Source organism: Burkholderia sp. AU27893, from assembly GCF_002223205.1.
Taxonomy (GTDB): Bacteria; Pseudomonadota; Gammaproteobacteria; order Burkholderiales; family Burkholderiaceae; genus Burkholderia.
In genome coordinates this window covers 1134060-1154922 of sequence record NZ_NKFD01000001.1, presented here as the reverse complement: position 1 = coordinate 1154922, position 20863 = coordinate 1134060, and the positions used below count along the sequence as shown (strand labels likewise).

The window sequence follows — 20863 nt, the reverse complement described above, 5'->3', positions numbered from 1 at the left end:
GGCCGCGCGCCCGCGCCGGCCCGCCGGCCGCCCATGCCAACGACAATACGCCGCCATCCATGTCCAGCAGCACCGCTCCGTCCCGCCGCTTTCGCTCCAAGACGCTCACCGCCGCCCTCGCGTTCCTGTTCGGATCGCTCGGCGCGCACCGCTTCTATCTGTATGGCTTTCGCGACGTGTTCGGCTGGGCGCATCTGCTCGCGACGATCGTCGGCATTCCGGGCTTCCTCCTGCTCGCCGCAACCCAGCGCAGCGCGGGCCTCGGTTGGTGGCTTGCCGTTCCCGGCGCGATCTCGCTGCTGGCGGCGTTCCTTGCCGCGCTCGTCTACGGGCTGCGCCCCGACGAAAAATGGGACGCGCAATTCAACGCGGAGACAGGCAAGCACAGCAAGTCGGGCTGGACCGTGATCTTCGTGGTGATCTTCTCGCTGCTGATCGGTGCCTTCCTCCTGATGACCGCACTCGCGCTGTCGTTCCAGACGTACTTCGAGTCGCAGGTCGAAGCGGCCAAGCAGATTTCACAGTAAGCGTAACGGCCGCTACGCACCGGCGCCCGGTGCCGGTTTGGCACACCGGTCAGAACAGGTTCAATTGCGAGTCGTCACGCGACTGCGTCGACCGCGCTGCGGCTGAACGAACAGCAACGCGCGGCGCCGCGGTGGCCGGCGCACCGCGAAACTGCGACAGATCGAGAATTCCGTTCGTGCGCTCGTTCAACCCGAGCCGCTTGACGGCCTGGCGGAAACGCTGCCGCAGCAGGTCGGCCCAGATCCCCTCGCCCTTCATCCGTTTCGAGAATTCCGAGTCGTAGTCCTTCCCGCCGCGCATGTCGCGCACGCGGTTCATCACGCGCTCCGCGCGATCGGGAAAATGCGCGGCAAGCCAGTTCTTGAACAGCGGAGCGACTTCCCACGGCAGCCTCAGGATGATGTAGCTCGCATGCGTCGCGCCGGCTTCCGCGCACGCCTCGAGCACACGCTCCATGTCGGGCTCTGTGACGAACGGGATCATCGGCGCAATGCTCACGCCGACCGGCACGCCCGCCTCGCTCAGCGCACGAATCGTACGCAACCGGCGCGCCGGTGTTGCCGCGCGCGGCTCGAGCGTGCGCGCGAGATCGGCATCGAGTGTCGTGATCGTGACCGCCGCCATCACCTGCCCGCGTTCGGCCATCGGTGCGAGCAGGTCGAGATCGCGCTCGATCAGCGACGACTTCGTGATCGCGGCGAACGGCAACCCGCGATCGTGCATCACCTGGATCACGCTGCGCGTGATGCGCAGGTCGCGCTCGACCGGCTGGTAGGCGTCGGTGTTGACACCGAGCGCGATCGGCTCCGGCACGTAGCGCTTGCGTGAAATCTCGCGCTCGAGCAGTTCGGCCGCATTGACCTTCGCATAGATGCGGCTTTCGAAATCGAGCCCCGGCGACAGGCCGAGATAACTGTGTGTCGGCCGCGCGAAGCAATAGATGCAACCGTGCTCGCAGCCGCGATACGGATTGAGCGATACGCTGAATGGAATGTCGGGCGACTGGTTGCGCGTCAGGATGCTCTTCGCACGCTCCTCGAAGACCTGCGTGCGCAGCGGCGCGGAGAAATCGGTATCGTCCGACTCGTGGGTCCAGCCGTCGTCGACCGCTTCGCGCTGCGCGATCTCGTATCGCCCTTGCAGGTTGTCGACCGCACCGCGCCCCTTGCGGGGCACGGGCGGCGCTATCGGAAATTCGTTGTCGGATCGATCGTCCATGTGCCCACCCATTCGCCTGCACCCAATACTGTATATTTATACAGTATTGGGTGCAGCATGCCAAGGGCGGGATAAAGGGCCTGACGGGCCGCCTCAGGCGCGTCAGTCACCCACCGCGATCGTCAGCGTCTCCTTGATTTCTTCCATCACGACATAGCTCTTCGACTGCACGGCGCCGGGCAACTGCAGCAGGATGTCGCCGAGCAGCTTCCGGTAGTCGGCCATTTCGCCGATCCGCGCCTTGATCAGATAGTCGAAATCACCGGATACGAGATGGCACTCGAGCACCTCGTCGATCTTCATCACTTCGCGGCGGAACTGCTCGAACATGTTGCCGCCCTTGTGGCCGAGCGTGATCTCGACGAACACCAGCAGCGCGGCATCCAGCTGGTGGGGGTCGACCCGTGCGTGATAACCGGTGATCACGCCATCGCGCTCCATGCGCCGCACACGCTCGATACACGGCGTGACGGTCAGTCCAACCTGTTCCGCAAGGTCTTTCATCGCCATCCGGCCGTCGTCCTGGAGCAGTTTCAGGATGCGTCGGTCGAGCTTGTCGAGCGAGCGTACGGGCTGACGTTGCGTTCTCATTTGTTTATGCTGAAAACCTGAAAAATACGATAACAAAACCTACACATTCGACAATACCATAGCGCAAAAAACTAGATCAGCTAGAGGTTACACGGAGACGCAGGTGCGCCCGGCCTCGATCTGGTCCCTTCCATCTGGAGCAGCTATGCGAGTCGTCATTCTGGGCAGCGGTGTGGTGGGCGTGGCAAGCGCGTATTACCTCGCGCGCGCCGGCCATGAAGTCACGGTGATCGACCGGGAAGCCGGCCCGGCGCTCGAGACGAGCTTCGCGAACGCAGGCCAGATCTCCCCCGGCTATGCCGCGCCGTGGGCCGCACCCGGCGTGCCGCTGAAGGCCGTCAAGTGGATGTTCGAAAAGCATGCGCCGCTCGCGATCCGCCTCGACGGCACGCGTTTCCAGCTCCAGTGGATGTATCAGATGCTGCGCAACTGCACGGCCGAGCGCTACGCGGTCAACAAGGGCCGCATGGTTCGCCTCGCCGAATACAGCCGCGACTGCCTGCAGGCATTGCGCGCCGATACCGGCATCCAGTACGAAGGCCGCACGGGCGGCACGCTGCAACTGTTCCGCACGCAGCAGCAACTCGACGGCGCGGCGAAGGACATCGCCGTCCTGCAGGAAGCGAACGTGCCGTTCGAACTGCTGTCCCCGGCCGACCTGAAGAAAGCCGAGCCGGCGCTTGCCGCCGTCTCGCACAAGCTGACGGGCGGCCTGCGCCTGCCGGGTGACGAAACGGGCGACTGCCAGCTGTTCACGACGCGCCTCGCGGCGCTCGCCGAATCGCTTGGCGTGAAGTTCCGCTACAACACGCCGATCGATGCACTCGCGATCGCGGGCGGCAAGATCGCCGGCGTGCAGTGCGGCAGCGAGACGGTGCGCGCCGACGCGTATGTCGTCGCGCTCGGCTCGTACTCGACGAGCTTCATCTCGAACCTGATGAAGATCCCCGTCTATCCGCTGAAGGGCTATTCGATCACCGCGCCGATCGTCAACGAAGCGGCCGCGCCCGTGTCGACCGTGCTCGACGAGACCTACAAGATCGCGATCACGCGTTTCGACCAGCGCATCCGCGTCGGCGGCATGGCGGAAATCGTCGGCTTCGACAAGAAGCTGCGTGCCGCGCGCCGTGAAACGCTCGAAATGTGCGTGAACGACCTGTTCCCGGGCGGTGGCGACACGTCGAAGGCAACGTTCTGGACGGGCCTGCGCCCGATGACGCCGGACGGCACGCCGATCGTCGGCCGCACGCCGGTGTCGAACCTGTTCCTGAACACCGGCCACGGCACGCTCGGCTGGACGATGTCGTGCGGCTCGGGCCAGCTGCTCGCGGACCTGATCTCGGGCAAGATGCCCGCGATCCAGGCTGACGACCTGTCGGTGCATCGTTACCTGAAGGACGTGGCCGGCCAGACGCGCCCGGCATACGCATAAGCTGACACGCCCGCGGCCGTGCGAACGGCCGGCATCAAAAAGAACGGCGCCCTTTCGGGGCGCCGTTTTCATTTCATCGAATCGCGTTGTCATGCCGGTCAGCGGCGTGATGGTTCACGAGGTGTCACCCTCTTCCCCTTCTGCAGACGGCGAAAAAAAGGGGCGCTCGTCGCGCCCCTCTTCTCGTGTGCTTACCGCTGAAGCGTCACACTGCTTTAGCTGAGCTCGGCTACGAGCTCCGGCACGAGCGCGAACAGATCGCCGACGAGGCCGTAATCGGCCACGCTGAAGATCGGCGCTTCCGGATCCTTGTTGATCGCAACGATCACCTTCGAATCCTTCATGCCGGCCAGATGCTGAATTGCACCCGAGATACCGACCGCGATGTACAGCTGCGGTGCGACGATCTTGCCGGTCTGGCCGACCTGGTAGTCGTTCGGCACGTAGCCGGCGTCGACTGCCGCGCGCGAAGCGCCCAGTGCTGCCGACAGCTTGTCCGCCAGCGGCTCCAGCACCTTCGTGTAGTTCTCCCCGCTGCCGAGGCCACGACCGCCCGACACGATGATGCTTGCCGACGTCAGTTCAGGACGGTCCAGCTTCGTCACCTCACGGCTCACGAACTGCGACTTGCCGGCATCGGCTGCCGCTTCGATCTTCTCGACCGACCCGCTGCCGCCTTCCGCTGCCACCGGATCGAAACCCGTCGCACGTACCGTGATGACCTTGATCGGATCGCTCGACTGCACCGTCGCGATCGCGTTGCCCGCGTAGATCGGGCGCTCGAACGTGTCGGCCGAATCGACTGCCGTGATGTCCGAGATCTGTGCGACGTCCAGCTTCGCGGCGATGCGCGGCGCGATGTTCTTGCCGTAGGCCGTCGCCGGCGCGAGGATGTGCGAGTAGTCCTTCGCGATGTTCAGCGCGGTCGCTTCGACGTTTTCCGCGAGGCCTGCTTCGAGTTGCGGCGCGTCGGCCAGGAGGACCTTCGACACACCCGCGATCTTCGCTGCTGCGTCCGCAGCCGCTTGCGCGTTGTGGCCCGCGATCAGCACGTGAATGTCACCGCCGATCTTCGCTGCCGCCGCCACCGTGTTCAGCGTCGCGGCCTTGATCGACGCGTTGTCGTGTTCTGCAATCACCAGAATCGTCATTTCTTTCCGCTCCCTCTTACAGCACCTTGGCTTCGGTCTTCAGCTTCTCGACCAGCGTCTTCACGTCCGGCACCTTCACGCCGGCTGCGCGCTTCGGCGGCTCGACCACCTTCAGCGTCTTCAGACGCGGCGTAACGTCGACGCCCAGGTCTTCCGGCTTCACGGTTTCGAGCGGCTTCTTCTTCGCCTTCATGATGTTCGGCAGCGTCACGTAGCGCGGCTCGTTCAGGCGCAGGTCGGTCGTGATGACGGCCGGCAGCGACAGCGACAGCGTTTCCGCGCCACCATCGACTTCGCGTGCGACCGTTGCTTTATCGTCGGCCACCGTGACCTTCGAGGCGAACGTCGCTTGCGGCAGGCCTGCCAGCGCGGCCAGCATCTGGCCGGTCTGGTTCGAATCGTCGTCGATCGCCTGCTTGCCGAGGATCACCAGTTGCGGTTGTTCCTTGTCGACCAGCGCCTTCAGGATCTTCGCGACGCCCAGCGGCTCGACGCCATCGTTCGATTCGACGAGGATCGCGCGATCCGCGCCGATCGCCAGCGCCGTACGAAGCGTTTCCTGCGCCTGTGCGACACCGACCGACACGGCGATCACTTCGGTCGCCACGCCCGCTTCCTTCAGGCGCACGGCTTCTTCAACCGCGATTTCGTCGAACGGGTTCATCGACATCTTCACGTTCGCGATGTCGACACCCGTGTTGTCCGACTTCACGCGGACCTTCACGTTGTAATCGACCACTCTTTTCACTGGCACCAGGATTTTCATGCACACGCTCCAAAGTTACGAATACGACCAGAGGCCATTCTATAGCGAGGCCTCATGACTGCGCGGCCAAGCGGACCCAACCTTCGTGGTTGTCGAGGATACCGCTTCTTGGCGACGCGCCAATGATATCGAACGGTCGTTCTATTTTAAAAGAGAAAAAACCCGGACGCAAAGCCCGGGCTTTCGATCATCGACTCTAATCTCGCCGGGCGCCCGCGTGCTTCACCTGTTACCAGGCGGCAATGACCGCGCCGCCGAACTTGCCTTCGATGAACTGCTTCACGTCGGCCGAATGATAGGCCGCGACCAGTTTCGCGACCCACGGCTTGTTCCGGTCGGCCTCGCGGATCGCGAGGATGTTCGCGTACGGGCCGTTCGGGCCCTCGATCGCGATCGCGTCCTGTTTCGGTTTCAACCCCGCTTCCATCGCGTAGTTGGTATTGATCGCAGCCGCATCGACGTCACCGAGCGAGCGCGGAATCTGCGCCGCATCGAGTTCGACGATCTTCAGCTTGCGCGGATTGTCGACGATATCGAGCGGCGTCGCCTTCAGCCCCGCGTCCGCGCGCAGCTTCAGCAGGCCCTGCTTCTGCAGCAACAGCAGCGCGCGGCCGCCGTTGGTCGGGTCGTTCGGGACCGCGATGCGCGCGCCCGGCTTCAGTTCGGCCAGCGACTTCACACGCTTCGAATAGATGCCCATCGGGAACGTGACGGTATCCGCGACCTTGACCAGCTTGTAGCCGCGGTCCTTCACCTGCGCCTGCAGATACGGATCGTGCTGGTAGCTGTTCGCATCGAGGTCGCCCGACGCAAGCGCGGCGTTCGGCTGCACGTAATCGGAGAATTCGACGATGCGGATGTCGAGGCCGCTCTTCGCCGCGACCTTCTTCACCACTTCCATGATCTGCGCGTGCGGCCCGCCCGTCACGCCCACCTTGATGGTTTCGGCCTGCGCGTGTGCGCCCGCAAACAGCGCGGCCGCGCCCAGTGCCGCCGCGAATTTCAGCATGAAGCGTCGTTGCATCGAGTGTCCCCTGACGGATCAATCTTGTTTTACTTGTGGCTCAGCCGGCGGACGAGCCAGTCGCCGAACGACTGCACGATCTGCACGAACACGATCAGGATCGCGACCACCGTCCACATCACTTCGGGCAGATAGCGCTGGTAGCCGTAGCGGATCCCGAGATCGCCGAGGCCGCCACCGCCGATCGCGCCCGCCATCGCCGAATAGCCGACCAGCGACACGAACGTGATCGTCAGGCCCGCGACGACGCCCGGCAGCGATTCGGGCAGCAGCACCTTGAAGACGATCTGCGACGTGGTCGCGCCCATCGATTGCGCAGCTTCGATCAGCCCGCGGTCGACTTCGCGCAACGCCGTCTCGACGAGACGCGCGATGAACGGCGCGGCCGCCAGCGTCAGCGGCACGACCGCCGCGGCCGTGCCGATCGACGAACCCGTGACGAGCCGCGTAAACGGAATCACCGCGACCAGCAGGATGATGAACGGCGTCGAGCGGACGGCATTCACGATGCCGCCGAGCACGCGATTCACCGCGAGGTTCTGCAGCACGCCCTGGCGGTCGGTCAGGTAGAGCAGCACGCCGAGCGGCAGGCCGACGAGCGCGCCGACCACCCCGGAGATGCCGACCATGATCAGCGTCTCCCAGAACGACTGCACGAACATATCGAACATCTCACTCAACATACGAAAGCTCCTCTACCACCACACCTTGCTCGCGCAGGAACGCGAGCGCCTGCCCGACCTTGCCTGGCTCCCCTCCCGCGAGCACCGCGAGCGAACCGAACGCCTGCCCCTGGATCTCGTCGATCTGGCCATGCAGGATGTTGAAATCGAGTTCGTACCGGCGAATCGTCTCCGACAGGATCGGCTGGTCGACACCCGAGCCCGTGAACGCGAGCCGCAGCAAATGCCCGCTGCCCGTCTTCAGCCGCTCGGCCACGCGCGCCTTCAACGCGGGCGGCAACTCCTGCGCGATCACGTCGCCGATCAGCGCGCGCGTCACTTCGTGATGCGGCTGCAGGAACACGTCGATCACGCGGCCTTCCTCGACCACGCGCCCCGCATCGAGCACCGCGACGCGATCGCACACCTGCTTGATTACTTCCATCTGGTGCGTGATCAGCACGATCGTCAGGCCGAGCTCACGGTTGATGCGCTTGAGCAGGTCGAGAATCGAACGCGTGGTCTCGGGATCGAGCGCGGACGTCGCTTCGTCCGACAGCAGCACCTTCGGCTGGCTCGCGAGCGCGCGGGCGATGCCGACGCGCTGCTTCTGCCCGCCGCTGATCTGCGACGGATAGCGATCCTTCTGCGCGGACAACCCGACGAGGTCGAGCAGCGGCAGCACGGCGGCCTCGATCTCGGCACGGCTGGCGCCGGCCAGTTCGAGCGGCAGCGCGACGTTGTCGAACACCGTGCGCGACGACAGCAGGTTGAAGTGCTGGAAGATCATGCCGATCTCGCGACGCGCCTCGCGCAGCGCGCCAGCCGGCAGCAGCGTGAGATCGCGCCCGCCGACGACGACATTGCCTTCGGTCGGCCGCGTGAGCAGGTTGATGGTGCGCACGAGCGTGCTCTTGCCGGCGCCGCTTCGGCCGATGATGCCGAACACCTCACCCTGCGGAATCGTCAGGTTGATGTTGCGCAGCGCCTCGACCCAGCCACCCGGCCCGGGAAATCGCTGCGAAAGATTGCGTAATTCGATCATGTAAACAAAACGGCGGCCCGGCTGGCGAGTTGGCCCGCCAGTCGGCCGCCGATGCATCTGGAATAGCCGCCGATTTTACCGCAAACCCCTCATTCCCCTTAATAATTGATTTCGATCTTTTCATAACCACACGAAATTAGAGGAGCCCCGCTGGCGCGCCGCGACGGTGCCGCGACTATGATCCGGAACACATATGCCAACCGACAGGGGACATACCAGATGACCGCCACCACGACGCCGGCCGCCACGCCCGCCACCGCCGGACCGGCGCCTTCGTCGCCGCCGGCGCCCACCATGGGCCGGCTGCGTACCGCGGACGGGCTCGAACTGGCGTCGTACCGGTGGTCCGCCGGCGATGGCTCCACGCCGCCGCGCGCGACGATCGCGCTCGTTCACGGTCTTGCCGAACACGCGGGCCGCTATGCTGCGCTCGCCGGCCGGCTGAATGCGGCCGGCATAGACGTGCTCGCGATCGACCTGCGCGGGCACGGCCAGTCTGCCGGCAAGCGCGCGTGGGTCGAGCGCTTCGACGGCTACCTGAACGATGCGGATGCGCTTGTCGCCGAAGCCGCGCGCGGCAATTCGCCGCTGTTCCTGATGGGGCACAGCATGGGTGGCGCGGTCGCGGCGCTGTACGTGATCGAACGCGCGCCGACGCGCGGCCACCTGCTGACGGGCCTCGTGCTGTCGAGCCCGGCGCTCGCGCCAGGGCGCGACGTGCCGCGCTGGATGCTCGCGGTGAGCCGCGTCATCAGCCGCGTCTGGCCGACCTTCCCTGCCATCAGGATCGATGCGGCACTGCTGTCGCGCGATCCGGCCATCGTCGCGGCCAATCGTGCCGATCCGCTCGTGCATCACGGCGCGGTGCCCGCGCGCACTGGTGCGGAGATTCTCGACGCGATGGCGCGCATCGAAAGCGGCCGCGGTGGGCTACGCGTTCCGGTGCTCGTCTATCACGGGACCGAGGACAAGCTGACCGAGCCCGACGGCAGCCGGGCGTTCGGCGCGCGCGTCGGCTCGCCCGATCGCACGCTGACGCTCTACGAAGGTGGCTTTCACGAAACGATGAACGATCTCGAACGCGATCGCGTGATCGACGCGCTGATCGCGTGGATTCACGCGCGCGTGCCGGCGCGCTGAGCGCGCCCGGCCCGGCCGGTTAATCGGTAATCAGATCCCGGCCAGCACGCGCAGGTGCGCAACGACGCTGCGCCCGAGCGCGGACAGGTTGTAGCCGCCTTCGAGGCAGCTCACGATGCGGCCCTGCGCATGCCGGCGGGCCACGTCGACGATCTGAGCGGTCAGCCATTCGAAGTCGGCTTCGACGAGGCCGAGGTTGCCGATATCGTCCTCGCGATGCGCATCGAAACCCGCCGACACGAACAGCATCTGCGGCTTGAACGCATCGAGGCGCGGCAGCCAGAACATGTCGACGGCTTCGCGGATCGCCATCCCGTTGCTGCGCGCGGGCATCGGCAGGTTGACCATGTTCGGCGCCTGATGATCGACGCCCGAGAACGGGTACAGCGGATGCTGGAAGAAGCTGCACATCAGCACGCGCTCGTCGTTCGCGAATGCGGCCTCGGTGCCGTTGCCGTGATGCACGTCGAAATCGATGATCGCCACGCGCTCCAGACCGTGTACGTCGAGCGCGTGCCGCGCGGCGATCGCGACGTTGTTGAAGAAGCAGAAACCCATCGCGCGCGCGGGCTCCGCGTGGTGGCCGGGCGGGCGCACGCCGCAGAACGCATTCGCATAGCGGCCTTCGATCACCGCGTCGGTCGCCGCGATCGCGGCACCGGCCGCGCGCAGCGCCGCACGCCACGTATCGCGGTTCATCAACGTATCGGGATCGATCTCGACGTAGCCGTCGACCGGCGTCATGCTCCGGATGTAGTCGATGTGCGCCTGCGTATGCACCCGGCCGAGCGCCACCTCGCTCGCGAACGGCGCGGTTTCGTGCACGATCAGGTCGTCGATGCGGCTCGCGATCAGTTGATCCTGGATCGCCGACAGGCGGGCCGGGCATTCCGGATGCCATTCCCCCATCTCGTGCAGCATGCAGTCGGGGTGCGTATAGAAAGCGGTTGCCATAAGCTGTCATCCGCGGCGCACGGTGCACCGCAGGTCTCCATCAATGATGTCCATCGTCTGCCGCGAATTCGCCGCTAACTTACCACAACGGGGGCCCGCCACGCCCCGGCGCGCCGGATCCGTCGGGTATACTGCGCCGAACCCAATCGCCTTGTCCGCCCGCTTCGACATGAATTCCAGCAAGCCTGCCGCCCTTCTCTCCGCGCTGTTCCGTGCTCGCGTGCCGCTCGTCGCGGCCGCTATGGTCGCGGCCCTCGGCACCGCGCCTGCCGGCGCGCAGACGCAACCCGCGAAGTCCGCGGGCAAGCTCGTCGCACAGGCCCAGCCGCAGCAGCCGACGCCACCAGGCCAGACCTTCGAAGAGGAAATTGTTCCGCAGCGTTACGCGAACAACGCGAAGGTCGATGCGTTCATCGACGAGATGGTCAGCCGCAACGGCTTCGACTCCGCGAGCCTGCATGCGCTGTTCTCGCGCATCAGCTATTCGGCGACAGCGGTCAAGCTCGTGAAGCCGGCGCCGTCGCCGACGGTCAAGAACTGGCGCGTCTATCGCTCGCGCTTCATCGAGCCGATCCGCATCAACGCGGGCGTGAAATTCTGGAAGGCGAACCAGGCAACGCTGCAGCGCGCATCCGAGCAGTTTGGCGTGCCGCCCGAGGTGATCGTCGGCATCATCGGCGTCGAGACGATCTACGGCCGCTACATGGGCAATTTCCGCGTGCTCGACGCGCTGACGACGCTCACGTTCGACTATCCGGACACGCCGAATCGCGACAGCCGCCAGGCGACGTTCCGCAAGAACCTCGAGGACTTCCTGGTCTGGACGCGCGACAACCAGCTCGACCCGACCACCGTGCTCGGCTCATATACGGGCGCGATCGGGATTCCGCAGTTCCTGCCGAGCAGCATCCGCGAGTATGCGGTCGACTTCGACGGCACGGGCCATGTCGACCTACGCAGCAGTCCTGTCGATGCGATCGGCAGCGTCGCGAACTACCTGAAGCAGCACGGCTGGGAAACCGACCGCCCGGTAGTCTGGCAGATCACGCCCGATACGGGCAGCCTGGGGATCGCCCAAGCCGCGGCCGACGGCCAGCCCGAGCCGCACTGGGCGCTGTCGCAACTGCTGCGCGCAGGCATGACGCTGAACGAGCCGACGGTCAACATCACGACCGAAGGCGGTACCCCGGTGACGGTGGTCGACCTGCCGTCGCCGGGGCGTGCGACCGAGTACATGCTCGGCCTCAAGAATTTCTATGTGCTGACGCGCTACAACCGCAGCTTCTTCTATGCGCTCACCGTGTACCAGCTTGGCGAGGCGGTGAAGGCGCAGATGGAAGCGAGCGGCGCACTTCAGCCGGCCACCGTCGACACCGAGTCGCAATAAGTACCAGCCGCTCAAAGAAAAAGCGCCGCACAAGCGGCGCTTTTTTTATCGCACGCGGGTTGCGCGCACCTGCCCGCGTTCAGGCAGGGAACACGCCCGTGGACAGGTAGCGGTCGCCGCGATCGCAGATGATGAACACGATCGTCGCATTCTCGACCTGACGCGCGATGCGCATCGCGACTTCACATGCGCCGCCCGACGAAATGCCCGCGAAGATGCCTTCGACCGACGCGAGCCGGCGCGCCATCGTTTCCGCCGCGGCTTGGCTCACGTTCTCGACGCGGTCGACCCGGCTGCGATCGAAGATGGTCGGCATGTACGCTTCCGGCCACTTGCGGATGCCGGGAATGCGCGAACCGTCTTCCGGCTGCGCACCGACGATCTCGATCGCCGGATTCTGTTCCTTCAGATAGTGCGACGTGCCCATGATCGTGCCCGTCGTGCCCATGGCCGACACGAAGTGCGTGATGCGCCCTTCGGTATCGCGCCAGATTTCCGGGCCGGTCGCTTCGTAGTGCGCAATCGGATTGTCGGGGTTCGCGAACTGGTCGAGGATCACGCCCTTGCCTTCGCGCTGCATCTGGTCCGCGAGATCGCGCGCCAGCTCCATCCCGCCCTTCACCGGCGTCAGGATGATTTCGGCGCCGTAGGCAGCCATGCTCTGGCGGCGCTCGACCGACAGGTCCTCCGGCATGATCAGCACCATCTTGTAGCCGCGGATCGCCGCCGCCATCGCCAGTGCGATACCCGTATTGCCGCTCGTCGCCTCGATCAGCGTATCGCCCGGCTTGATGCGCCCGCGCGCCTCGGCCTTGCTGATCATCGACAGTGCCGGACGATCCTTCACGGAACCAGCCGGATTGTTGCCTTCGAGCTTCGCGAGCAGCACGTTGTTGCGCGCGCGAATTTCATCGTCCGGCAAGCGGACCAGTTGGACGAGCGGCGTATTGCCGATCGTGTCTTCGATAGTTTTGTAAGCCATGGATATACCGTGAGTACGAGGCCGATCAATCGATCGATTGTAAACCAGCACCGCTGCTCACGCCGGCAACCCCATTGCGACGATGGAATACGCGTGCCGTGCAACCCGCCACCGCAGACACCGCGCCCACGCAAAAAACCCGCGGCATGCCGCGGGAAGCCGTCGCAATGATGGCGACTGAAGGAGCTCGTTGTCGGTCGCGCGCGTCGCGTTACTTCTGTGCCGTGCGGGCAGGCGGTGCCGCGGGCTTGCCGAGCGGCTTGCCCGGTGCCGGCGGCGTGGCACCCGTGCCGGCCGCGCCGATCGTCAGGCCTTCCTGCTGAAGCCGCTCGACGGTATGGCCGCCCATGCCTTTCACGCGCGACGCGAGATCTTCCGCATTCTTGAACGGACCGCGTGCGCCGCGTTCGTCGAGAATCGCCTTCGCCCGAGCCGGGCCGATGCCCTTGATGCCGACGAGTGCATCCTCGTTCGCGGTGTTGACGTCAACGGCCGCCCAGGCCGACGCGATCGTGCCGAGCATTGCCGCTGCGGCCAACCATTTCCTGATCATGTGCTGGATCTCCGATGAAAAACGGCCGGCGGCTGCCGACCGTGAGACCCAGTCTATCGATGCAACGCTTCCGCTTAAACCTGGCCAGATAGCCAACGCACATAGCGGTCGACTCCTTCCTGCACGGTCAGGAACGGTGCGTCGTAGCCGGCCGCGCGAAGCTTCGTCTGATCGGCCTGCGTGAAGCACTGGTACTTGCCGCGCAGTGCATCGGGGAACGGCACGTATTCGATTAGCCCTTGCTCGACCTGCTGCGCGAGCGTCAGCGGCGGCTGGTTGTCGAGCGCACGCAGCGTGTTCACGACCGTCGACGCGATATCGTTGAACGGCTGCGCACGGCCCGTGCCGAGGTTGAAGATGCCCGACTTCTCAGGATGATCGAAGAAGAACAGGTTCACCTTCGTCACGTCCTCGACCGACACGAAGTCGCGCGTCTGCTCGCCCGGTGCATAGCCGTTGTACTCGCCGAACAGCTTCACCTTGCCTTCCGCACGGAACTGGTTGAAGTTGTGGAACGCGACCGACGCCATGCGCCCCTTGTGCGTCTCGCGCGGGCCGTACACGTTGAAATAGCGGAAGCCGGCGATCTGGCTCTTCGCGGTCGGCAGCACGCGACGGATCACCTGGTCGAACAGGAACTTCGAATAGCCGTAGATGTTCAGCGGCGCCTCGACCTCGCGCTCCTCGACGAAGCGCGTCGATCCGCCATAGGTCGCGGCCGACGATGCGTACAGGAACTGCGTGCCCTGCGCGAGGCAGGCGTCGAGCACCGCGCGGCTGTAGCGGAAGTTGTTGTCCATCATGTAGCGGCCGTCGGTTTCCATCGTGTCCGAACAGGCGCCTTCGTGGAAAATCGCGCGTACCTTGCCGAAATCACCACGTGCGAAACGTTCGACGAATTCCGTCTTGTCCAGATAGTCGTCGATCTCGCAATCGACGAGATTCCGGAACTTGTCCGCACGCGTCAGGTTGTCGACTGCGATGATGCGCGTTTCGCCGCGCTCGTTGAGCGCCTTGACGATGTTCGCGCCGATAAAACCGGCTGCGCCGGTGACGATGAGGGTCATGATCGTCCTGCCTGAAAAGTGCGAGCCATGCGTGCGGCGCGCTCGTCGCGCCACCGCATGCGCTCAGTGAAACAGTTCGTCGTAGTCCACCGTGGCCGTGCCGAGCTTGCCGACCACGATGCCTGCCGCACGATTCGCGAGCACGACGGCGTCGACGAGCGGCACGCCCGCGCCGAGCATCGTCGCGACCGTTGCAATCACGGTATCGCCCGCGCCCGACACGTCGAACACCTCGCGCGCGAGCGCCGGTGCGTGCAGTTCGCCGCTGGCGGAAAACAGCGTCATCCCTTCTTCCGAACGCGTGAGCAGCAGCGCGTCGATGCCGAGTTCCGCGCGCAGCTTCGCGACGCGCGCGCGCAGATCGTCTTCCGACTTCCACTGCCCGACCACTTCGCGCAGTTCAGCGCGATTCGGCGTGATCAGCGACGCGCCGCGATAGCGTGCCCAGTCGTCACCCTTCGGGTCGACGAGGACGGACTTGCCGGCCGCACGCGCCTTCTCGATCATCGTCGTGACGTGCGTCAGGCCGCCTTTCGCGTAATCCGACATCAGCACGACGTCGTGCTGAGGCAGCAGCGCATCGAAGCGCGCGAGCCCCGCGAGCAGCACCTCGTGCGTCGGCATGGCCTCGAAGTCGACGCGCAGCAGTTGCTGCTGGCGCGCGAGCACGCGCAACTTGATCGTGGTCGGCAGCGCCGGGTCGCGCTCGAGATGCGGCGTCACGCCGCTGCTGCCGAGCAGCTCGACGATCCGCTCGCCGGGTTCGTCGCACCCGACGACGCACAGCAACCCGGCCTGGCCGCCGAGTGTCACGGCGTTGCGCGCGACGTTGGCCGCACCGCCGAGGCGCTCTTCCTGACGCTGCACGTGCACGACCGGCACCGGCGCTTCAGGCGAAATGCGATCGACGTTGCCGAACCAGTAACGGTCGAGCATCACGTCGCCGACGACAAGCACACGCGAGCGCGCGAGCTGCTCGCGCGGCACCGGAACGACTTCGCGAAGAGTATTCATCGTGTGGTCAGCCACGGGTGGACGACTGGGGATCGACATACGGCCGGCCGATCGCGTAGTAGTCGATGCCCAGTTCGGCCATCGCATCCGGCTCATAGAGATTGCGACCGTCGAAGATCACCGGTGCCTTCAGTTCGGCCTTCAGGCGCGTGAAGTCGGGGCTCCGGAATTCCTTCCATTCGGTCACGATCACGAGCGCGTCCGCCCCCGTCACGGCGATGTCCTGCGTCTCGACGAGATGCAGCCGCGCCAGCGCGTCCGGATCGGTGCCGAAATCGAGCGCAAACACGCGCCGCGCCTCGTCGACCGCGACCGGATCGTACGCACGCACGGTCGCGCCGCGTTCGAGCAGCGCGGCGATCAGGCGACGGCTCGGCGCCTCGCGCATGTCGTCGGTGTTCGGCTTGAACGCCAGGCCCCAGACCGCGAACTCGCGGCCGCTCAGGTCGGCGCCGAAGCGCTGCTCGATCTTGCTGATCAGCACGTCCTTCTGCGCATAGTTGGCCGCCTCGACGGCCTCGAGGATACGCAGCGGCTGGCCGTTCTCACCGGCCGTGCGAATCAGCGCCTGGACGTCCTTCGGAAAGCACGAGCCGCCGTAGCCGACGCCGGCGTACAGGAAGTGATAGCCGATGCGCGGATCGGAGCCGATCCCGCGGCGCACGGCCTCGATGTCGGCGCCGACCTTGTCGGCCAGATTCGACATCTCGTTCATGAACGAGATGCGCGTGGCAAGCATCGCGTTCGCCGCATATTTCGCGAATTCGGCCGAACGCACGTCCATGTAGATCGTGCGCTCGTGGTTGCGATTGAACGGCGCGTAAAGCTTCTTCATCTTCTCGCGCGCGATCGTGCCCGTCTCGTCGTCGTCGACGCCGATGATGATCCGGTCCGGACGCATGAAGTCTTCGACCGCGGCGCCTTCCTTCAGGAACTCCGGGTTCGACACGACCGAGAAGCGATGCGCGACGCTGCCTGCCAGACCGCGGGCGGCAAGCGCCTCGTCGACCACGCCGCGCACGCGCTGCGCGGTGCCGACCGGCACCGTCGACTTGTCGACGATCACCTTGAAGCCCGTCATGTGGCGGCCGATGTTGCGTGCGGCTTCGAGCACGTACTGCAGGTCGGCCGAGCCGTCCTCGTCGGGCGGCGTGCCGACGGCGATGAACTGGATCTCGCCGTGCGCGACGCTCGCCTCGATATCGATCGAGAAGCGCAGGCGCCCCGCCGCGCGGTTGCGCGCGATGATGTCCAGCAGCCCCGGTTCGTGAATCGGCATCCCGCCGTTGTTCAGGATGTCGATCTTGCGCTGATCGACGTCGAGACAGAAGACGTCGTGACCGATCTCCGCGAGGCACGCGCCCGTGACGAGACCGACATAGCCGGTGCCGATGATGGTGATTTTCATAGATGTTCCGGTACTTCCCGGTAATTGACTAACTTGGCCGCCGGGACGAGCCCGGCGACAACCGCAGCGCGTTGGCTCCGCGTGCCGGGATCAGCCCGGCATCGCAGGTTCGACGCGGCGCGGCGCATAGGTTTCCCAGCCGCTGCATCCGGGGCACTGCCAATAGAAGAGCCGTGCCCGGAAACCGCAATTCTGGCACGTATACCGTGGCAGATTCTTCGTGCGCTGCTTGATCAGCGCACGCATCATTTCAAGTTCCTTACGGCGCGGTTCGTCGGCCGCGGCGATTTGCGCGTCGAGCAGATGCAGCATCCCCGACAGGTTCGGTGACTTCTCCATCTGCGTGCGCGCGAGCGTGTGCGCCGCCTCCTGGCCGCGCAACCCCGCGATGTGCTGGTACGCGATGTCGAGCAGGTCGTTCGACGGATAGCGGTCGATATACCCCATCAGCAGCTCGGCGCCTTCGGCATGCTTGCCGAGCGCGACATACGCCTTCATCAGCTTGTCGGCGACGAGCGGCAGATACGCGGGATTCTGCGCCTCGACGCGCTTCCAGTGCTCGATCGCGGCCGCGTGGTTGCCCTCGGCTTCCGCCGCGTCACCGGACAGCACCGTCGCGCGCACGTTCTGCGGGTTCACGGCCAGCGCCAGGCGCAGCTGCTCGGCGGCCGCTGCCGCGTTCTTGCGCTGTAGCGCATCCTGCGCGAGTTCGCAGTGGAACTGGGCGATTTCGACGCCAAGCGGCTTGTCGCTCATCGACTCGATGCGCTTTGCCGTATCGATCGACTTGTTCCAGTCCTTCTCGATCTCGTAGATCGTCAGCAGCGCCCGCTGCGCGCCGAGCGCGTAATCGCCGTCGGCGAGCTTGTGAAACGCCTCTTCGGCACGATCGAGTAGCCCGGCCTTCAGGAAATCCTGGCCGAGCTCGTACAGCGCGTGGTCACGCTCGTTGACCGGCAGGTCCGTGCGGCTCAGCAGGTTCTGGTGCACGCGGATCGCACGATCGGTCTCGCCGCGGCGGCGAAACAGGTTGCCGAGCGCGAAGTGCAGCTCGACCGTCTCGGGATCGAGCTTGGCGACCTCGATGAACGCATCGATCGCCTTGTCGGGTTGTTCGTTCAACAGAAAATTCAGGCCGCGAAAATACGATCGCGGCAGGTTGGCACTCTCCGACAGGAGATTCTTCAGGTCATAGCGTGACGCCGCCCAACCCAGCGCGAATGCGACCGGAATCGCGAGCAACCACCAAAAATCCAGATCCATGCGAAATATCGAAGCAGAGACGAAAACCGCGCGATGATCGCGCGGCGTCCGTGTTAAATGACGGGCGGCATCGGCGGCTGGTCGATGACGGCCGGCGTTTCGCGCGCCGCACGCAGATCGCGCTTCAGGCGCCCGTTCTCGAGACGCAGGCGGAAGATCGAAGGCAGCGCGGACAGCAAGCCGGCCAGCAGCCCAACGGCGAAGAACGCCAGGCCGATCAGGATCAGCGGCGCTTGCCATGAATAGCCGGCAACGAAATTCAGCGTCGCGGTTTGCGTATTGGCCAGCGCAAGCACCAGCAGCAGTACGAACACCAATACCCGGATCAGCCAGACGATAAACTTCATGAAGCCCTCTCTTTGTTGAGGTTTGCCGCGGCGCGCGACTCCCCTTCGTCGCGCCGAATCGACCCGTATTGTAAAGGATGCGTTTCCGCGGCTGCGCAGATCCTGCGCGCCGCCGTTGCGCGGCGATCGCCGGAAATGAAAAAAGCGCCCGCAAGGGGCGCTTTTCTTTTCAGCCTTCGCCGGATGGGTTCCGGGCAAACCGGATGACGCTCAACGCTCGTCGTCCGGATCATCAGCCTTCAGCGGCTCACCGGCGCGGCCGTCGACGCGTTCGCGCAATTCCTTGCCAGGCTTGAAGTGCGGCACGAACTTCTCGGGCACCTGCACTTTCTCCCCTGACTTCGGGTTGCGTCCGACGCGCGCCGGGCGACGGTTGAGGCCAAAGCTGCCGAAACCCCGAATTTCAATGCGATGCCCTTTCGCCAGGGCGTCAGACATCGCATCGAGCATCGTTTTCACCGCGAAATCCGCATCCTTGAGGACAAGTTGCGGAAATCGCGATGCCAGCTGCGCGACCAACTCGGATTTGGTCATACTTCAGCAGACCTCGTGAGGCTTACTGGTTCTGGCCGTCGAGCTTCGCCTTCAGCAGCGCGCCGAGGTTGGTCGTACCGGTCGCAGCAGCGCTGGAGTCCGACTGCAGGCCGCGGATCGCTTCCTGTTGTTCAGCCGAATCCTTCGCCTTGATCGACAGGTTGATGCCGCGCGACTTGCGATCGATGTTGATCACCATCGCGTTGACCTTGTCGCCTTCCTTCAGCACGTTGCGTGCGTCTTCGACGCGATCCTGCGAGATTTCCGACGCGCGCAGGTAGCCTTCGATGTCACCCGTCAGCGTAACGACCGCACCCTTCGCATCGACCGTCTTCACGACGCCGTCGACGATCGAGCCCTTGTCGTTCATTGCAACGTAGTTGCTGAACGGGTCGCCTTCGAGCTGCTTGATGCCCAGCGAAATACGTTCCTTCTCGACGTCGATACCGAGCACGATTGCTTCGACTTCGTCGCCCTTCTTGTACTTGCGAACAGCTTCTTCGCCAGCTTCGCTCCACGACAGGTCCGACAGGTGAACCAGGCCGTCGATGCCGCCCGGCAGACCGATGAACACGCCGAAGTCGGTGATCGACTTGATTGCGCCCGTGATCTTGTCGCCCTTCTTGAAGTTGCGGCTGAAGTCATCCCACGGATTCGGCTTGCACTGCTTCATGCCGAGGCTGATACGACGACGGTCTTCGTCGATCTCGAGGACCATGACTTCGACTTCGTCGCCCAGCTGGACAACCTTCGACGGAGCAACGTTCTTGTTGGTCCAGTCCATTTCCGACACGTGGACGAGGCCTTCGATGCCCGATTCCACTTCGACGAATGCGCCGTAGTCGGTGATGTTCGTGACCTTGCCGAACAGGCGCGTGCCCGACGGGTAACGGCGCGAGATGCCTTCCCACGGATCGTCGCCCAGTTGCTTGATGCCCAGCGAGACGCGGTTCTTCTCTTGGTCGAACTTGAGGATCTTCGCGGTGACTTCCTGGCCAACCGACAGGACTTCGCTCGGGTGACGCACACGACGCCATGCGATGTCGGTGATGTGCAGCAGGCCGTCGATGCCGCCGAGGTCGACGAACGCGCCGTAGTCGGTGATGTTCTTGACCACGCCGTTGACGATCGCGCCTTCCTTCAGCGTCTCGAGCAGCTTCGCGCGCTCTTCGCCCTGGGTTGCTTCGATCACTGCACGACGCGACAGCACGACGTTGTTACGCTTGCGATCGAGCTTGATCACGCGGAACTCGAGCGTCTTGCCTTCGTACGGGGTCGTGTCCTTGACCGGACGCGTGTCGACCAGCGAACCCGGCAGGAACGCGCGGATGCCGTTGACCATCACGGTCATGCCGCCCTTCACCTTGCCGGTGATCGTGCCGGTGACGAGTTCGTTGTTGTCGAGCGCCTTTTCCAGCGACAGCCACGATGCAAGGCGCTTCGCCTTGTCGCGCGACAGGATCGTGTCGCCGTAGCCGTTTTCGAGTGCGTCGATCGCGACGGACACGAAATCGCCCGACTGCACCTCAACCTCGCCCTGATCGTTCAGGAATTCCTCGATCGGAATGTAAGCCTCGGACTTCAGGCCTGCATTGACGACCACGAAGTTGTGGTCGACGCGCACGACTTCGGCGGAAATCACTTCGCCGGCGCGCATGTCTTGGCGGGTCAGCGACTCTTCGAACAGAGCCGCGAAAGATTCAGTATTCGGGGTAGAGGTTTGCAGGTCGGACATAAAAATCTGATTGTGCATGGATCGCTGCGCCACGCCGGCCGGAATGGCAGGCTGAAAGGGCC

General features: G+C 64.7%; 21 protein-coding genes. 4 read left to right on the top strand and 17 right to left on the bottom strand.

Annotated features, from left to right (window positions below):
- Positions 1-59: 59 nt before the first annotated feature.
- On the top strand, positions 60-527 hold the full coding sequence (locus CFB47_RS05420; protein WP_039370986.1) for an NINE protein: 468 nt from the start codon (positions 60-62) through the stop codon (positions 525-527).
- Positions 528-576: 49 nt separating this feature from the next.
- On the opposite strand, the gene CFB47_RS05415 is transcribed toward CFB47_RS05420, so the two are convergent.
- Together CFB47_RS05415 and CFB47_RS05410 are read right to left on the bottom strand one after the other, a co-directional pair.
- Positions 577-1758 (bottom strand): PA0069 family radical SAM protein, encoded by a 1182-nt coding sequence (locus CFB47_RS05415; RefSeq protein WP_089460592.1) that lies wholly within the window; start codon positions 1756-1758, stop codon positions 577-579.
- Between the two features lie 90 nt (positions 1759-1848).
- On the bottom strand, positions 1849-2337 hold the full coding sequence (locus CFB47_RS05410; RefSeq protein ID WP_011351353.1) for an Lrp/AsnC ligand binding domain-containing protein: 489 nt from the start codon (positions 2335-2337) through the stop codon (positions 1849-1851).
- Between the two features lie 145 nt (positions 2338-2482).
- Here CFB47_RS05410 and CFB47_RS05405 point away from each other — a divergent pair, with 145 nt between their 5' ends.
- On the top strand, positions 2483-3769 hold the full coding sequence (locus CFB47_RS05405; protein ID WP_011351352.1) for a D-amino acid dehydrogenase: 1287 nt from the start codon (positions 2483-2485) through the stop codon (positions 3767-3769).
- A gap of 215 nt (positions 3770-3984) precedes the next feature.
- Here CFB47_RS05405 and CFB47_RS05400 read toward each other — a convergent pair whose 3' ends face one another.
- The 5 genes from CFB47_RS05400 to CFB47_RS05380 form a co-directional block, all read right to left on the bottom strand.
- Positions 3985-4920 carry an electron transfer flavoprotein subunit alpha/FixB family protein gene (locus tag CFB47_RS05400; protein ID WP_089460591.1) on the bottom strand — a complete coding sequence of 312 codons (936 nt, stop codon included), beginning with the start codon at positions 4918-4920 and terminating at the stop codon, positions 3985-3987.
- 16 nt (positions 4921-4936) lie between these two features.
- Positions 4937-5686: an electron transfer flavoprotein subunit beta/FixA family protein gene (locus tag CFB47_RS05395; RefSeq protein WP_089460590.1), complete on the bottom strand. Its 750-nt coding sequence runs from the start codon at positions 5684-5686 to the stop codon at positions 4937-4939.
- Positions 5687-5915: 229 nt separating this feature from the next.
- The gene (locus CFB47_RS05390) at positions 5916-6710 is read right to left on the bottom strand and encodes a MetQ/NlpA family ABC transporter substrate-binding protein (RefSeq protein WP_089455813.1); all 795 of its coding nucleotides are present in this window, start codon (positions 6708-6710) and stop codon (positions 5916-5918) included.
- 29 nt (positions 6711-6739) lie between these two features.
- Positions 6740-7393, bottom strand: a complete 654-nt coding sequence (locus CFB47_RS05385; protein ID WP_011351347.1) for a methionine ABC transporter permease — start codon at positions 7391-7393, stop codon at positions 6740-6742.
- Positions 7383-8417 (bottom strand): methionine ABC transporter ATP-binding protein, encoded by a 1035-nt coding sequence (locus tag CFB47_RS05380; protein ID WP_089439505.1) that lies wholly within the window; start codon positions 8415-8417, stop codon positions 7383-7385. Before CFB47_RS05380 ends, CFB47_RS05385 begins: the two co-directional genes overlap by 11 nt.
- A 219-nt stretch (positions 8418-8636) precedes the next feature.
- Here CFB47_RS05380 and CFB47_RS05375 point away from each other — a divergent pair, with 219 nt between their 5' ends.
- Positions 8637-9557, top strand: a complete 921-nt coding sequence (locus tag CFB47_RS05375) for an alpha/beta hydrolase (protein ID WP_089460589.1) — start codon at positions 8637-8639, stop codon at positions 9555-9557.
- Positions 9558-9587: 30 nt separating this feature from the next.
- Here CFB47_RS05375 and CFB47_RS05370 read toward each other — a convergent pair whose 3' ends face one another.
- Positions 9588-10511 (bottom strand): histone deacetylase family protein, encoded by a 924-nt coding sequence (locus CFB47_RS05370; RefSeq protein ID WP_011351344.1) that lies wholly within the window; start codon positions 10509-10511, stop codon positions 9588-9590.
- Between the two features lie 43 nt (positions 10512-10554).
- Between CFB47_RS05370 and mltB the strand changes: the two genes are divergently transcribed.
- A complete protein-coding gene (mltB, locus tag CFB47_RS05365) occupies positions 10555-11898 on the top strand; it encodes a lytic murein transglycosylase B (RefSeq protein ID WP_089460588.1) in 1344 nt (447 codons plus the stop codon).
- Positions 11899-11977: 79 nt separating this feature from the next.
- Here the strand turns inward: mltB and cysM are convergent, their stop codons facing one another.
- The 9 genes from cysM to rpsA all read right to left on the bottom strand — a co-directional run bounded on the left by cysM (position 11978) and on the right by rpsA (position 20801).
- On the bottom strand, positions 11978-12880 hold the full coding sequence (cysM, locus tag CFB47_RS05360) for a cysteine synthase CysM (protein ID WP_089439501.1): 903 nt from the start codon (positions 12878-12880) through the stop codon (positions 11978-11980).
- 211 nt (positions 12881-13091) lie between these two features.
- Complete coding sequence (locus tag CFB47_RS05355) at positions 13092-13433, bottom strand: helix-hairpin-helix domain-containing protein (protein WP_089439500.1); 342 nt, start codon at positions 13431-13433, stop codon at positions 13092-13094.
- 74 nt (positions 13434-13507) lie between these two features.
- A complete protein-coding gene (rfaD, locus tag CFB47_RS05350; protein WP_039343257.1) occupies positions 13508-14500 on the bottom strand; it encodes an ADP-glyceromanno-heptose 6-epimerase in 993 nt (330 codons plus the stop codon).
- Positions 14501-14563: 63 nt separating this feature from the next.
- Positions 14564-15514 carry a D-glycero-beta-D-manno-heptose-7-phosphate kinase gene (gene rfaE1, locus CFB47_RS05345; protein WP_069247435.1) on the bottom strand — a complete coding sequence of 317 codons (951 nt, stop codon included), beginning with the start codon at positions 15512-15514 and terminating at the stop codon, positions 14564-14566.
- Between the two features lie 7 nt (positions 15515-15521).
- Positions 15522-16922, bottom strand: a complete 1401-nt coding sequence (locus tag CFB47_RS05340) for a UDP-glucose/GDP-mannose dehydrogenase family protein (protein ID WP_089455809.1) — start codon at positions 16920-16922, stop codon at positions 15522-15524.
- A 90-nt stretch (positions 16923-17012) separates the two neighbouring features.
- Complete coding sequence (gene lapB / locus CFB47_RS05335) at positions 17013-18185, bottom strand: lipopolysaccharide assembly protein LapB (RefSeq protein ID WP_089439497.1); 1173 nt, start codon at positions 18183-18185, stop codon at positions 17013-17015.
- Positions 18186-18238: 53 nt separating this feature from the next.
- A complete protein-coding gene (locus CFB47_RS05330) occupies positions 18239-18532 on the bottom strand; it encodes a lipopolysaccharide assembly protein LapA domain-containing protein (protein WP_021157458.1) in 294 nt (97 codons plus the stop codon).
- 210 nt (positions 18533-18742) lie between these two features.
- Positions 18743-19066, bottom strand: coding sequence for an integration host factor subunit beta (locus CFB47_RS05325; protein ID WP_006486894.1), 324 nt, complete (start codon positions 19064-19066; stop codon positions 18743-18745).
- Positions 19067-19088: 22 nt separating this feature from the next.
- Positions 19089-20801, bottom strand: a complete 1713-nt coding sequence (rpsA, locus tag CFB47_RS05320; RefSeq protein ID WP_011544885.1) for a 30S ribosomal protein S1 — start codon at positions 20799-20801, stop codon at positions 19089-19091.
- Between the last annotated feature and the right edge of the window lie 62 nt (positions 20802-20863).